This is a genomic window from Kamptonema sp. PCC 6506 (assembly GCF_000180455.1).
Taxonomy (GTDB): Bacteria; Cyanobacteriota; Cyanobacteriia; order Cyanobacteriales; family Microcoleaceae; genus Kamptonema; species Kamptonema formosum.
The window spans coordinates 1-14,446 of sequence record NZ_CACA01000352.1 but is presented as its reverse complement, the minus strand read 5'-3'; the positions used below and the strand labels follow the sequence as shown (position 1 = coordinate 14,446).

The following is a 14,446-nucleotide window of genomic DNA, read 5'->3' as shown; positions in this document are numbered from 1 at the left end:
AAACAAAATTTCAGAAAGATTTTACTCTGAGTACAACTATAAAAGAGGGTGATTACTCCTCAGTTTTCTCAGTATTACCGCCTTTTACCCAACCTTCGCGATCTTCCTGTTCAATACGTACCCGCTGCCACTGTTTATCAGGGGTTTCTTCCACAACTACTACCTTTTCCTTATAAGCAATACCCCCAATCCGGTTTGAGTCTCGCGTCGGACTATCCCTTAGAATCAACCCAATAGGCTGAGTCACGATCGCGCGGTAAGCGCCTGGTTCTAGCGGTTTCGGAGAAGGGGAGGGGGTATCGCTAGAGGCGGGTTCTGGATTTGAGGCTGCTGTTAACTTTGGCTTCGCGATCGCAGTCTGGGTCGTTTTTGCCTCATTGGAGAATGTCGGTCTTTCAGGTAGAGCACTCAGTTTAGCAGCAAAATAAAGTGCAGCCGCCACACTCGCACCAGTCAGAAGCACAATCGCTAACAGAAAACCGACAATAAATTTGAATAAGCCAGATAAACTCATAAAGTTGTTAGTGGTTCGTTGTTAATTGTTGGTTGTTAGTGGTTAATAATTTTTTAATTTTAGTTGGTTGGATGGTTGGGCGTTTTTCTTCTAAGCTTAATTTTACATCATTGGGTTGAAGTTTGCGGCGAGTAGCGATCGATTAATGCCAGAACTCGCTAAATCCTTTTGATCCAGAACTTATACCAATTCAGCTTAAATACCCCCTTGGCCTACTGAGTCTCCGAAAGTCACATCTTCATATAAAGCATCAAGGCTAGTCCGAAAGTCGATGCTTACTAGGTGAATGTTACTACCGGGATAGTAAAATTGCAATACCAAAAATCCCTCGGCGTTAGGGCGAAAACAGTCTAAGCGTTGGTGCTTTTGGCTAATTAAGTAGCAGTCTAACTGCTATTTTTTAACTTTTGTTACAACCTAAAAAAATCTCAGCTACTTCTCTAAGATAGTATATGAGATGGATGTAGACGGCGTTACAGTACAGTCAATACTATTAATTATGAAAAAACCTGATAATTGGAATAGTCTTATAGATTCATTTAGTGATTGCAATTGTCCTTATGCTTATATAGTAGGTTATTATCTTTCAAGATTTGACAGGGATGCTTATCAAAAATTAGGTTTCGGTAATATGACTGAAACCCATGAAACAATAGGTTCTATACTTGAAATTTCATCTAATACAATTAAAAATTTTAGAGATGCTTTTGATCCTTATCATAAAAATAGCCGTAAAGGTTGGTGGCAGAGAGAGCTATGGCATTTTGAAAAAGAAATTTATCAAGGATTTCAAGCATATTCTGAAAAAGAACTATATGATTTAGTTTGTAAGATTTTAACTAACCCAAAACTGAATTTTGAAGATATTTTTGATTCTGACGATGTAGCAGATGATACATTAATATTTACTGATGAAGTTGGAGAAATAGAACTAAAAAGAATTTTCAAAGAAGGTGCTGTTAGTCAAGTAACAGTTAATTCTTATGAAAGAAATAATCAAGCTCGAAAAAAATGTATTGAATACTATGGAAAAAATTGTTTTATTTGTAGATTTGATTTTGAAAAAGTTTTTGGAGAAATAGGTAAAGGTTTCATTCATGTTCATCATTTAATCTCTTTATCTGAAATTAATCAAGAATATGAAGTTGATCCAATTCAAGATTTACGTCCCGTATGTCCTAACTGTCATGCAATGATACATAGAAAAAATCCTCCATTTACCCTAGAAGAAATTAAACATTTACTTAATCTAAATAATTAGAATTATAGCTGTTTATCCCTGAATCCGACGACTTAAACCGCCATATCGGGAAGCTAGGCGAGCTTTGCCGGCGGCGGCCCAATCTTGCAGAAATTGAATTTGTTCTTGCGCGGTTCTAGCTAAAGGAACCATCTGACTAGCAGATTCTAATACATCATCTGTAGTAAAATCGCGATTTTGACTAAAACCAATGTGCATTGCTTCAATCAAAGTTTGCTCGATTTCCGCCCCGGAAAAATCGGGAGTTTCATAAGCCAAGCGCTCTAGATCGTAGTTTTTTAAACTCTGTGGCCTCAGCCTAGATAAATGCACTTCAAAAATAGCACGTCGCTCTTCTTGATTCGGCAAACCCACGAAAAATATCTCATCAAATCGACCTTTTCTGAGCATTTCTGGCGGTAAAGACTGAATGTTATTAGCAGTAGCCACGACAAAAACAGGAGAAGTTTTTTCTGCTAACCAAGTAATAAAAGTCCCGAACACCCTGCTAGTTGTTCCTGCATCTCCTTTACTGTCGAAACCGCCAAAAGCTTTGTCAATTTCATCGATCCAAAGTACGCAGGGTGCAAGCGCTTCTGCTAACTGAATCATTTGCCTAGTGCGAGATTCCGACTCGCCGACTAATCCCGCAAATAGGCGGCCAACATCCAATCGCAATAGGGGTAAATGCCAATGGTGGGCGATCGCTTTTGCCGTTAGAGATTTGCCCGTTCCCTGAATACCTACTAACAGTAATCCTCTCGGATGCGGTAAACCATACTGTCGGGCTTTTTCAGAAAAAGCGCCTCCGCGTCGCAGTAACCATTCTTTGAGATTATCTAAACCGCCGATGTCTGAAATATTTTCATGGGCTGAGTAGAAATCTAAAATTTGAGTTTGGCGGATAGTTTGGCGCTTTTCTTCTAAGATTAATTCTACGTCATCGGGTTGAAGTTCGCCGCGAGTAGCGATCGCCTTCGCTAACACCCGCCGAATCCTTTCGATAGAAAGTCCTTGGCAGGAACGCACCATTTCATCCAACAAGCGCCCTTCTAGAGGCTGTCCAGTAGCCATTAACAGGCGTTCTACCTCAATTTTGATTTCCGCAGCCGTTGGCAGCGCAAACTCTAAAACTGTCAATAATTCGCCCAGGTCATCGGGAATAGCAATCTGAGCAGAAATAATGACAATATTTTTAGGTTGAGATTTCAGGGATCGGGCGAGATTGCGAAGCTTGCGGGAAATCGAAATATCTTCTAAAAATCGTTGGAAGTCCCGTAAAATGAAGATTGCCGGAGCGGAGGCGGGCAGCTTTTCGAGAAATTCCAAAGCTTGTAGAGGATTGCGTTTGCCAAAGCCGAGATCGTTGGGGTTGCCTTGGTAGCCATCGACAAAATCCCAGATATAAACGGCTCGGTTTCCTAAATTTTTAGCAGAATGCGCGATCGCGACTTCTGCCCGCTCTTCCTCCCGCGTGGGAATGTAAATTACAGGATAGCGCGATCGCAGTAGCAGTTCAAACTCGTTACTAAAAGTGGACATTGTTAATTGTTATTTGTTAGTTGTTAGTTGTTAGTTGTTAGTTGTAATTTTTTAATTTTTTAGCTATGGGCGATCGATTGCCACTAACCACTAACTACTAACAATTAACAAAATATTATCCAGGTAATTGCTTTTTCAGAGCTTCTAAAGAAGCCCATCGAGCATCAGACAAAGGTTGCGATTTATCGACATCTGTGAGTTGAATGCCCCGGCACTTAGAGTCACACAACTTTCTCAGTGGCATTTCCAGACATATTTGCTGATATAGCCAATCTCCCGCCTCAAAATAGCCGTTAGGAGATAGAGTTTCTACCAAATCTTCTAAATCGACTTCGATTTCTCCCGCTTTTGACTCTACTGAACTTGCTGCTTCATCCAGCCAAATCATTTCCGAAGTATTAACTGCCAAACGGTGATTGTATTGTTTTAAACATCGATCGCAGGTGAGAGTAACAATTGTTTCTGCCTTCGCCCTGACATCCAGATAAGTCCCTTGGTGCGTCACTCGTAAATAGCCTCTTACAGGCGTAAGAGTTTCTAGATCCGGCAGTAACTCTTCAAACTGAATTTCCTCTTTCTGCTCTGTTTTTTTGAGTAGATGGGGGATATAAATTGCATCCATCTTAATACCTCGCCTTCCTCTTGCGATTTAGGATTTGGGATTTGCGATCGCTAGCAAATCTCAAACCCCAAATTAACTCAGCGCAACCGCACGACTAAGCGACGGTCTGGCTCTTGTCCTATGCTATAAGTTTCTAAATCGTCGCATTCGCTCAAAAGGCTGTGAACTTGACGACGTTCCGCAGAAGAAAGAGATTTGAGTTCAAATTGTTCTCCCGTCTGCCGCACTTGTGCTGCTGCCCTTTCTGCGATCGCTTGCAATTCCTTGAGACGACGCAATCTATAGCCATTCAGTTCAATTGTGTAACCCGTTGGTTCACCTTGCTCCTCAGAGATGTTGACAATGGTGTTACATAAATATTGAATTGCATCGATTGCCATACCCTCATAACCGATTAGAATTTCAATCTGAGCTGGTGTCAGGCTACTGTCATCAATAGTCAACCAGTAGCCATCTTCTTGATGGCTAGGGATGACGTTTGAGGTAATCTTGGACAGGCTGAGTAGTTTTTCTAACCATTCCTGTCCGCGCTGTATTTGATTCTCACTCATGGTTAGTATCAAGCCTTCTTCTTAGTACGTCCCGGCTCAAAAGGAAGTGCATCTTCTCCCTTATCTTTCTTTGCTTTCGCCTCAGCTTCATCTACTATTTTCTGGAGATTGTCCGGTAATGGTTCCCGTGACAAAATAAAAGCCTGAACGGTTTGAAAGATGTTAGCAACCAGCATATACATCAACACACCTGCTGGCAGGGGAAAGAACAAAAACATCCCAGAAAATATCACGGGAGTGAGTTTATTAATTGTCGCCTGCTGGGGATTATCATTCGGCCCTTGAGTTTGTCCAGAAAGGGTTTGGTTAACATACAAGCTGATACCAAAGCCCAGAATCATTACCAGAATATCCCAGTGAATCTTGCCGTCTGGATCGATCGCGCCGACACGGCCGAGGGCTTCAATAAATAGGAAGCCTTTGTTTGTCGCCAAACCAGGGATCGTACCTTGAATCGTTGCATCTCCGGGTTCTAGAGCTGTAATGTTCCCTTGTTCATCCACTTGCACCCGCTCTTCCCCTTTGATTACTTTCCAATGGGGGACGAGCGTATTTTGATCGTATTCTGCTGCTAGAGCCGCTAGCGGTTTGCCCTCAACTGTTTGAAACTCTAGATGGGTTTTTTCGCCAACTCCGAGTTTGTCTCCCCCTGGAAGTAAGCCGATAATCGGAGCGTGAACGCTATCGGCGATGTAAATATTTTGAGGAGGAGTTGCAAAAGCTTGCGGTTGTACCCGTTCGATCTGTTCTTGGGGTAGGACTTGGAGGTTAACGGTATAGTTAACATCAGAAAAAGGCGAACCTCGCAAAGTGGCAAATAAGGCAAATAGCACTGGCATTTGCACCAATAGCGGGAAGCATCCAGCTAGGGGATTGCCAAATTCTTTGTATACTTTGCTCATTTCTTCCTGCTGTTTGGCAGGATTGTCTTTATGTAGCTTCTGAATTTGCTCAACTCGCTCTTTCATCAATGGCTGCGCTACTTTCATGCGGCGCATATTGCGAAGGGAGCCTGCATTTAGCGGGTAAAGGGCAAAGCGAATTACAAGCGTCAGAGCTACGATCGCTAAACCGTAACTAGGCACGATCCCGTAGAAAAAATCTAGGATCGGTAGCATTAGGTTATTGGAGAGAAACGAGATACCAAAATCCATTAGCTTTGATTTAACTTAAGTGCTCTGAGTTTTCTAATTTAAAGTAGCTACAATCCTTGGGGATTAGTAGGTTTTGAAGTGACAGAAGGTAGGCGGTTATAGCCTAAAATTAAGGGTTTTACCTTAAAATTTGTCACTTAGAGGTTGTGAGGCTAGCTTTTTGAGCTGCTGGAGACAGTTTTTCATTTATGTAATCGTAGATTTCACGGAATCTAGGAATTGCCCGAAGTTCTAAGCGGCCACCATTTTTGAGGGTGACGACCATATCTCCGTAGGTGCCGAAACCGCGTGGTACTTTTACTATTTTGACAATTTCTGAGTAAACTATGTCCGTGCGATCGCCTCCCATCCAGCCGCCTGTCACTGAGATTCGGCGGTTGGTGATCCGGTAGCGCAGCCACAGCGATCGCACGATCGCTCCTACGGCTAGGGGTAAGCCAACTACGGTCATACCTAACAGTAGGTTAATCATCAAGTCTGCGATCGCCGGCCCGCCTTCATAAAAGACTTCCTCTTTAATTCCCATTTAGCACCTCCGCTTCTACCAACAACTGCTCTAATTCTTGCAGAAATTCACCATAATTGCACTCTTGGGCTGTAGGCCGAACTACAATTACTAGATTCCACCCAGGAGAGATGCGGGGCAACATCTGCCGCAGGGCGGCCCGAATCTGTCGCTTAATTCGGTTGCGGACGACTGAACGCTTGCTAACTTTGAGACTAATAGAAATGCCGATGCACGTTGCAGGCAAGGATTTCAAGTCTTTTTGCTGCTGAGCTAATTCGGCTTTATTTGAGTGCCGCAGAGCTCTTAATGTCAGATGGTGGGAATTGCGGCGAATTCCTTTGCGGTAAACGGCACTGAAGTCTTCTTTGCGCCGGAGTCGGTTGGCTGGGGGCAACATGGGGTCTGGTGGCAGAAACCTGGTTTCACTGAAGGCAACATTTAAGCTGCGTTTGGCACGAGAAACCGGGTTTCTGGTAAGGCGTTGCCATTCGCGAGGGATTTATTTCTAGACTGCTAAGCGATGACGACCTTTTTTGCGGCGGGCGCTAATTACGGCTTGACCGTTTTTGGTTCGCATTCTGGCCCGAAAACCTGATGTTCTTTTGCGTTTGCGGCTGGTTCCATGTAAGGTTTGCTGTGTCATCCCGATTCCTCCCGGCGAGCTTGTTTAAATTGCGTTAAAAGTCACAATCTTTGATTTTACTCTATTATGGCGCTACTTTCAATACTAAAAGTTGTAATTTACTTGGTTAGAGCCTTTGCCAATAATGTTGAGTTTGCTTGTATTTTAATGATTTTATGGAAAAATTAGAATTTAAGCAAGTAGAGATATTGCAAGTCATGGCGATCGACCCAGCAATTGCCATTAACTGGGATTGTTTAGTTTCACTCCTAACGACATTATTTAAATGATTTTATGTCAACTAATCCTAACTCTGACCCGACACTGGTAAATGTGATTGAAAAGCTAGACAAGCTATCAACTGATGTTGAGAGGCTATCAACTGATGTTGAGAGATCCAATGACAAATTCGATAACTATCAAAAAGCTACACAGTGGGTTGTGCAACTTGCTTTCAGTCTGATTGCCAGTGCTACTATTACTATAATTATTACTTCAATTCTCCGTAGGTAGCTGATGGCTTGGCGACTTGCTTCAACCTACGGATAGATTTTACTCCAGCTTTCCCAAGCGGATGTTCGCACAAAACTCCTCGCCTTGAAGGAATAAGCGATCGTTCACAATTTAATATAAAACTCAATCAAATAACTTTCTCCCCGCTCTTGACACCTTCGTACAGACCATGTAGTATATCAAATACTACACAAAGAAATTCTGCTTTTTTTCAGAAAGGTTAAAGGGAGAAGGAAGAGCAATATATGAATAACTCTCGGTTAGTTAAAATCAGCAAATATCTCAGTAGACATCTTCGGCACACACCAGAGCGCTTAGGCATAGAACTCTCTCCTGGGGGCTGGGTTGCTGTCGATCGACTCCTAGCTGCAAGCAGCGATCGCAATTTCCCTATTCAACTGGCAGAACTCAAAGAAGTAGTCGCAAAAAACGACAAACAACGTTTCTCATTTGACTCCACAGGTACTCTAATTCGTGCTAACCAAGGACATAGTATAACAGTTGATTTACAATTAGAGCCTGCTGTTCCTCCTGATGTGTTATATCACGGAACTGGAAAAGGCGCAGTCGAGTCTATTCTCAAGAGTGGAATTTGCAAAATGTCGCGACACCACGTTCATCTATCTGTTAATATAAAAACAGCGCAAAAGGTAGGAGCAAGGCACGGTTTACCAGTAGTTTTTACTATCGCCGCAGAAGCAATGCACGATCGAGGTTATACATTTTACTGTTCTGAAAATGGAGTTTGGCTTGTCGAGTACGTTCCGCCTGAATATCTAAAGCTAACCTGAGCCACAAAATTACTCCCGCACCTTGTAGATTAGGGGCTGCCATAATCTATATCGCGAAGGAAAGAAATATTCTACTAATCGCAGCATTCAACTACTGACAGATTAATAGTGTAAGGCCGCCACCCTAGCTGTAAAAAAATATCCAGAGGGCGGCGTTACCAAGAAGGGTGAGAAAGTCATATTAAATTTTAAAATTTAGTACCGAGGATTGGAAATAATGGGTTCAGGATACTTTAGCGATCGCCAAGACAATTCCCTCCAAAACAACCCTCAAAGTAGAGGGCTATTAGGCGCTGGTTGGCGACCATTATATAGAGAGTTTAACTTGAGTTACCTGTTGCATTTAGCAGCTAACGATCCCTTAGAACTCACTCAAAAAACTCTGGATATCGCCAGCGATGTCGCTGATGCTCTCGGTCGCAATCAATATAGTTGGTTCGCAAATATTTTAAATGTATTTTCTGAAAACACGCGCTATGAAATTGACGAATTTTGGAACTATATTACCCCCCAACCATTAGGCCCAGATTATCGGTACAAAGACATTCTGAGTATAGAAACTCCTGTTACTCAATTAGTGAGCCGCGATAGTATTCCCATCGATTACGTTCTCAACAAATTGCAGGAAATTACAATTTTCAAGGTTCTGACTTTGTTGGGTAAGCCCGAAATCGTTACCCAGTGCTTTATGGAGCGGCATTTTTATTACCCAACAGAGCGATTTGTAAGCTGGGATCGTCTGGAAGTTTTAGGCACTGTTTATGCTTTTTGGCCGCAACGCTCCTGCTGGCTGCAAATAGATGACTACGATCGCGGACGCAGGCGCTATACTTTGATGTCGAAAGATATCGCGCCGATGGTAAATAAAGCTACTTACAATCTGGCCGTCATCCTCAGTGGTTACAAAAGCCGGGTTGGACAAGTTCAGAGTCAATATCCAATTCGGACATTTCCCCCTGATATCCAAAATTTTACTGATACAGTGCAGCAGGCGGTACTCGATCGCAGCCAATTGGCCGTACTCGTCAGCGGAGAACCAGGGACTGGCAAAACTGCCTGGACGCAAGCTGTAGCCAAGGAAATTCTAATGCCTTTGGGGTATGTAATTTTTATCTTGGATCACGATGCTGTAGAAAATTTCGTACCGCCTAGCTATTTGGAGCGAATTTGTATTATTATTAATGAAGCTGATAATTTGGCACAAAATCGTGCCAGCGACGCAGCTCAGCGCAATAGTAAAACCGAGCACATTCTGAGTTTACTCGACGGAACCTTATACCAGAGTGTCATTGATGAAGATGGCATTCAAGTTCAGCAAAAACTCGTAGTTTTGATGACGTGCAATACGACTGACAGACTAGATCCAGCAGTTTTACGGAAGGGAAGGGTCGATTTTACCAGTGAATTTACCTACAAATTTGTCTGAGTAAAGAGGGCTATTTTCCCAGTAAATTTACTGAATTTTTGTGAAGCTTTGGTTCTCGAGTTTTGAGTCTTAATTCAGGATCTCAGTAAATGCCGACGCGCAAAAACATCAGGTTGCATCTAGGCGGTTTTCTCAGACGACGCTGCAAACAAGCACTGAACGGGAAAATCTGCCGACCTGTTTTGCTGCTTATTTTCAACAATCTATTTTTGATGGGCTTTAGTTCTACTTAATTCACCGGAAAAGCGTTCGCGAACTGCGTAACTGCTCAAAGGCGAGTGAGCTCGCTTTCAGTATTTCGATGGTGACAACGATGGCGAGGGCAATTGCCATCGGGTTTGAGAGATAAATCAGACCAAATATCCATAGACAAGCTTATGTCGGAGATGCTATTAATAAGGGGTTAGACCCCCTATAAGTTAAACCCATCAACTCAGTGACCAGAGAAAGCTGGGGTGTCTCAATTAACATCCCAGATAATTTTTAAACATGACCGACAAGGAGGGCATCCCAAAAGTGCACACAAACCAAGCTCAGCCGACAATTCCGGTATTGGCGACTTACACCAATGGGAAGACCCTGACTGCGAACCAACCTCCAGAGATGGTCATGTCTGAGAGTGAGGACAGATTTCGCCGATTTGTAGAATACATACCCGCAGCCGTTGCTATGGTTGACCGCGAAATGCGCTATCTAGCCGTTTCTCGGCGGTGGCAAAAAGATTACGGCAACAGCAGCTACGATGCGATCGGCTGCTCTCATTCCGAACTCTTCCCCAACCTCCCCGATACTTGGTGGCAAAACGCCCAAGCTTGCCTAGCAGGAATCCTCCCGGAGTGCGAATCAGAAACTTTCATCATACCCAACGGCAAAATTGAGTGGGTGAAATGGGTATTTCAGCCTTGGTATAGCAGCGACGGTGCGATCGGCGGCCTGATACTCTTCACCGAAATCATCACCGAGAGCAAGCACCTAGAAGAAGCGCTACAGCTAACTCAATTTGCGATGGATCGCGCCGCCGATGCCGTCTTCTGGATGACCTCAAACGGGCAACTTTGCTACGTCAACGAAGCCGCCTGCCATTCGTTACAATACTCCCGTTCAGAACTGCTACGACTCAGCATTCACGACATTGACCCCGAATTGTCAGCAGAAACATGGCCAAACCATTGGAACTTAGTCAAACAACAAGGTTCCTTCACCTTTGAATCTCGCCGCGAAACCAAACGGGGTCGCAGTTTTCCCGTAGAAGTAACTGTCAACTATTTAGAATTTAATGGTATTGAGTATCACTGCGCCTTTGCCCGCGATATCACCGAGCGCAAAGCAGCACAGGCAGCACTTTTAGATGCTAAAGAACAACTCCAAGCAGTATTAGATGCTGTACCGGGATTGGTTTCTTGGGTAAGTTCCGATTTGCGATACTTAGGCGTAAACAAGCATTTAGCCGCTGCTTACAAATTATCAACCCATGCTTTTGTCGGACAAAAAGTAGGGTTTTTAGAGACTAGCCCCAAATTTAACGATTTAGTTTACGAGTTTTTTGCTAGTCCAGATTGGGCTAGTTCTAAAGAAGTAACAGCTACTGTTAAAGGAGTGTCCCGCACTTATTTAATCGTCGCTCAGAAGTACCATCAAGGTAGGGCTGCGGTATTTGTCGGTTTAGAAATTACAGAGCGCAAAAGGATGGAAGCCGCCATGCGCCGGTCTGAAGAAAAGTATCGCGCATTGACTAGGAATTTCCCTAATGGCGCGGTAATTTTATTTGATTCTGACCTCCGCTTTACTCTTGCTGAAGGGACGGAATTAGAAAAAATTGGTCTTTCTCAAGAGTTAATGGAAGGCAGAACTCTTTATGAAGTTTTCCCTCCCGAAGTTTGCGAACAAGTTGAGCCTCAATATCGAGCTGCACTGGCAGGACAGCCAACGGTTTCAGAAATGACTGTAGCTAATCAGGTTTATTTAGCTCATACTCTACCTCTGATTAACGAACATGGAGAAGTGTTTGCAGGGATGACCATGACACAAAATATCACTGAACGCAAACAGGTACTTTTAGCTTTGCAGGAATCGGAAGAGCGTTTTCGGCACCAAGCTGAGGAGTTGGAACAGACGCTTTCAGCATTGCAACGTACTCAAACTCAATTGATTCAGACTGAAAAAATGTCTTCTTTGGGACAGTTAGTTGCAGGTGTTGCTCATGAAATTAATAATCCCGTGAATTTCATTTCTGGCAATCTTACTCATGCAAGTCACTATACTCAAGATTTGATTAGGTTGGTAGAACTTTACGATCGACACTATCCAAATCCGGTGGAGAATATTGAAGCTGAAAAAGAAGAAATGGGTTTGAATTTCTTGAAGAAAGACTTGCCAAAGCTGCTGGATTCGATGAAAGTGGGGTCAGAACGTATCCGAGATGTAGTGAGAAGTCTGCGCCATTTCTCCCGTTTGGATGAAGCTGATATGAAGCCAGTGGATATTCACGAAGGTTTAGATAGTACGCTGCTAATTTTGCAAAATAGACTCCAAGCTAAGGCGGGACGACCGGGGATTTCTCTGATTAAGGAGTATGGAAAATTGCCGCGCATTGAGTGTTATGCAGGGCAACTAAATCAGGTGTTTATGCACTTGTTGACTAATGCTATTGATGCTTTGGAGGAGGGATTTACAGTTAATGGTAGCAGACGTGGGAAAGAAAACTCACCGCTAAGCCATATAATTGAGATTCGTACTGAAGTTGTGAATGATCGGGGGGTGGCGATCGCAATTAAGGACAATGGGCCGGGTATGACGGAGGAAGTTCGCCGCTGCATTTTTGACCCGTTGTTTACTACTAAGCCTACTGGGAAAGGTACTGGTTTGGGGCTATCTATTTCTCACCATTTGGTGGTTGAGAAACATGGCGGCGAGTTGCAATGTTTTTCTGAGCCTGGACAGGGTACGCAATTTGTGATTACAATACCTTTTAGGTAATTGCTAATTGCTAATTGCTAATTGCTAATTGCTAATTGCTAATTGCTAATTGCTAATTGGTAAATAACAACTAACAACTAACAACTAACAACTAACAACTAACAACTAACAAATGATAATTGAGTGGTTAAAATTTAGAGTTCCTGCTGAAAAATGTGAGGCTTTTATTCAGCGAGACGAAGAAGTTTGGACGGCTGGATTAAGAAGCTTCCCTGGTTTTCTAGGCAAAGAAACATGGGTAGATCCAGAGCGAAATGAGGTCGTATTTATGATTCGTTGGGAAACTAGAGAACAGTGGAAGTCTATTCCGCAAAATAAAATAGATGAAATCGACCAATTGATGGGGGATTTGCAGATGCCGATTGTTGAAGTTCGTGAGTATCAGGTACGGAAGTTTTTGCATTAGACTCAAGGAATATAGCAATTTTAGATGAATTGTGAGAATAGATTTTACTCAAGCAATCTTCATGGGTTTAAATTATCATCATAAATAATGACTTAGGTTTGCTATAGTTTTTAACCGCAGATACAAGCAGGTGAGTATAAAATTATCCGTGCAGAGTTGGATTTATCTGCGGTTAAAAGGTGAAATTAGGCAAATTTTTCTACTATGCGGATGAAAAAATTTACTGTTAAATAGCTTACTCCTAATACAAGAGCAACAAAAAGAGTAATGCTGAAAATAGAGCGAATTTGGTGAAGATATTTGTTATTTGAGTTCATTTTTTAAGTGCTGATTTTCAATTGGTATCAGAAATTGACATCATATCATATCATTTTATTTTAGTTTGTGCTGGCGTTAAGCGCGATCGCATCTCGTCTCCTCTCCTTCGTTAACAAAAGTCACGCGCTATAGTGTGGTCAGGGGTATCCGGGAGTTAGATTATTTGCAGTACTCTGTCAATGGCTACACTCAGGATTTTGCGGCGGGGGAGGGTGTGCTAGTCTGGCTGTCTGGCCCAGGCGCGGAATTTATAGATGCGATCGCAAAAGTGGTAAAATCCTCTTAAAGTCCCAAACAAGCTAAACGAGCTGTAGTCAAGCCTCATGCCAAAATTAAAATAATCAAAAAACTCTTGGGCTAACCCCTAGCGAGTATATGAGTTAATAAGGATAGAACCCGATGATCCCCCAAGTCTCGCAACAAGTTTATCAAAGACGGGAAGACACTATGACTCCTAAAGCCGTGCGGAAGCTCGACCCCTCACTCCCAAAAGTGAGACCAACTTCTCACAAAAGGCACTGGCTGGAGTTGGCTGAGTATGCTTCTCTCGGTGCATCTGCTCTCGGTTCCCTAGCTGTGGCGCTTTCGGGTCAAGCTTTTTATGGGGTGGCTCCCCTGACTTTGGCGCTTTCCCTCTCTGTTGCTAACCGCTATCGTTTTGAGCAGCAGAAGGTGGTTTCTCAAGATCCAGAAATTGCTGAAGTGCGGCGATCGCTAGAGAAAATGGAAAGAACAACCGTCGCGATCGTAGTTAAACTTCGCCAGCAATTATCAGCAGATATTGAGTCTCTCCGCCAGCAAATTGTGGCGATTCCTCGTTCAGAAAACTTTGACTCTATAGATTTTGAGCAACAGATTCTCAGTCTGGGTCAGTCAGTGTCTTCTCTACAAGAGATTGTAGCATCAGCTTTGATCGAAGTTCGACAGCAAGTAAGCGCGGAAGTGCAAGCTCGATCGATCCCAGAAGCCGCAGATATAGAACCGATCCGGGAAGCGATCGCGCAACTGCAAAGCATGACTAAACACTTGACAGAAAATGCACTCACCCAAGAAGATTGGAAGGTTTTAAATACCAGGTTTTTATTAATTCAAGAAGCGATCGCAACTCTCCAGAATGATGTGCAAACTATCTCTCCCCAAACTGGAGAAGATTTATCGCTGATCGCCGCCAAAATTAACCGTTTAGAACAAGAGCAGCAAGAAGTTTTGAAACCTCACCTCAAGCGGTTAATTTATGTTGTCAAGCAGTTGCAGCAAACAGAA

General features: G+C 43.0%; 16 protein-coding genes. 8 read left to right on the top strand and 8 right to left on the bottom strand.

Annotation, left to right across the window (positions count from 1 at the left end):
• Positions 1-52 precede the first annotated feature (52 nt).
• Positions 53-514 carry an SH3 domain-containing protein gene (locus tag OSCI_RS24925; RefSeq protein WP_007357980.1) on the bottom strand — a complete coding sequence of 154 codons (462 nt, stop codon included), beginning with the start codon at positions 512-514 and terminating at the stop codon, positions 53-55.
• A 499-nt stretch (positions 515-1,013) separates the two neighbouring features.
• Between OSCI_RS24925 and OSCI_RS24920 the strand changes: the two genes are divergently transcribed.
• Entirely contained in the window at positions 1,014-1,775 is a 762-nt protein-coding gene (locus tag OSCI_RS24920) for an HNH endonuclease (protein WP_234708825.1), read from the top strand.
• Positions 1,776-1,787: 12 nt separating this feature from the next.
• Here OSCI_RS24920 and OSCI_RS24915 read toward each other — a convergent pair whose 3' ends face one another.
• The 7 genes from OSCI_RS24915 to rpmH all read right to left on the bottom strand — a co-directional run bounded on the left by OSCI_RS24915 (position 1,788) and on the right by rpmH (position 6,774).
• The gene (locus OSCI_RS24915; protein WP_007357977.1) at positions 1,788-3,296 is read right to left on the bottom strand and encodes an AAA family ATPase; all 1,509 of its coding nucleotides are present in this window, start codon (positions 3,294-3,296) and stop codon (positions 1,788-1,790) included.
• A 115-nt stretch (positions 3,297-3,411) separates the two neighbouring features.
• Positions 3,412-3,918 (bottom strand): YceD family protein, encoded by a 507-nt coding sequence (locus OSCI_RS24910; RefSeq protein WP_007357976.1) that lies wholly within the window; start codon positions 3,916-3,918, stop codon positions 3,412-3,414.
• Positions 3,919-3,995: 77 nt separating this feature from the next.
• Positions 3,996-4,469, bottom strand: coding sequence for a protein jag (locus OSCI_RS24905; RefSeq protein ID WP_007357975.1), 474 nt, complete (start codon positions 4,467-4,469; stop codon positions 3,996-3,998).
• A gap of 8 nt (positions 4,470-4,477) precedes the next feature.
• Complete coding sequence (gene yidC, locus OSCI_RS24900) at positions 4,478-5,623, bottom strand: membrane protein insertase YidC (protein WP_026103850.1); 1,146 nt, start codon at positions 5,621-5,623, stop codon at positions 4,478-4,480.
• Positions 5,624-5,756: 133 nt separating this feature from the next.
• Complete coding sequence (locus OSCI_RS24895; RefSeq protein WP_007357973.1) at positions 5,757-6,149, bottom strand: PH domain-containing protein; 393 nt, start codon at positions 6,147-6,149, stop codon at positions 5,757-5,759.
• Complete coding sequence (gene rnpA / locus OSCI_RS24890; protein WP_007357972.1) at positions 6,139-6,528, bottom strand: ribonuclease P protein component; 390 nt, start codon at positions 6,526-6,528, stop codon at positions 6,139-6,141. Before rnpA ends, OSCI_RS24895 begins: the two co-directional genes overlap by 11 nt.
• Before the next feature lie 108 nt (positions 6,529-6,636).
• On the bottom strand, positions 6,637-6,774 hold the full coding sequence (gene rpmH, locus OSCI_RS24885; RefSeq protein ID WP_007357971.1) for a 50S ribosomal protein L34: 138 nt from the start codon (positions 6,772-6,774) through the stop codon (positions 6,637-6,639).
• Between the two features lie 273 nt (positions 6,775-7,047).
• Between rpmH and OSCI_RS24880 the strand changes: the two genes are divergently transcribed.
• The 7 genes from OSCI_RS24880 to OSCI_RS28020 form a co-directional block, all read left to right on the top strand.
• A complete protein-coding gene (locus OSCI_RS24880; RefSeq protein WP_007357969.1) occupies positions 7,048-7,266 on the top strand; it encodes a hypothetical protein in 219 nt (72 codons plus the stop codon).
• A 245-nt stretch (positions 7,267-7,511) separates the two neighbouring features.
• Positions 7,512-8,057, top strand: coding sequence for an RNA 2'-phosphotransferase (locus OSCI_RS24875; protein WP_007357968.1), 546 nt, complete (start codon positions 7,512-7,514; stop codon positions 8,055-8,057).
• Between the two features lie 217 nt (positions 8,058-8,274).
• Positions 8,275-9,483, top strand: coding sequence for an AAA family ATPase (locus OSCI_RS24870; protein ID WP_007357967.1), 1,209 nt, complete (start codon positions 8,275-8,277; stop codon positions 9,481-9,483).
• A gap of 489 nt (positions 9,484-9,972) precedes the next feature.
• Positions 9,973-12,459, top strand: a complete 2,487-nt coding sequence (locus OSCI_RS28025) for a PAS domain-containing sensor histidine kinase (protein WP_007357966.1) — start codon at positions 9,973-9,975, stop codon at positions 12,457-12,459.
• Between the two features lie 112 nt (positions 12,460-12,571).
• Positions 12,572-12,865 carry a TIGR03792 family protein gene (locus OSCI_RS24855; protein WP_007357965.1) on the top strand — a complete coding sequence of 98 codons (294 nt, stop codon included), beginning with the start codon at positions 12,572-12,574 and terminating at the stop codon, positions 12,863-12,865.
• 481 nt (positions 12,866-13,346) lie between these two features.
• Positions 13,347-13,469, top strand: a complete 123-nt coding sequence (locus OSCI_RS32140) for a hypothetical protein (protein WP_267879559.1) — start codon at positions 13,347-13,349, stop codon at positions 13,467-13,469.
• Between the two features lie 113 nt (positions 13,470-13,582).
• Positions 13,583-14,446: hypothetical protein (locus OSCI_RS28020; RefSeq protein WP_019487795.1), on the top strand; the 864-nt coding region annotated here is incomplete at its 3' end.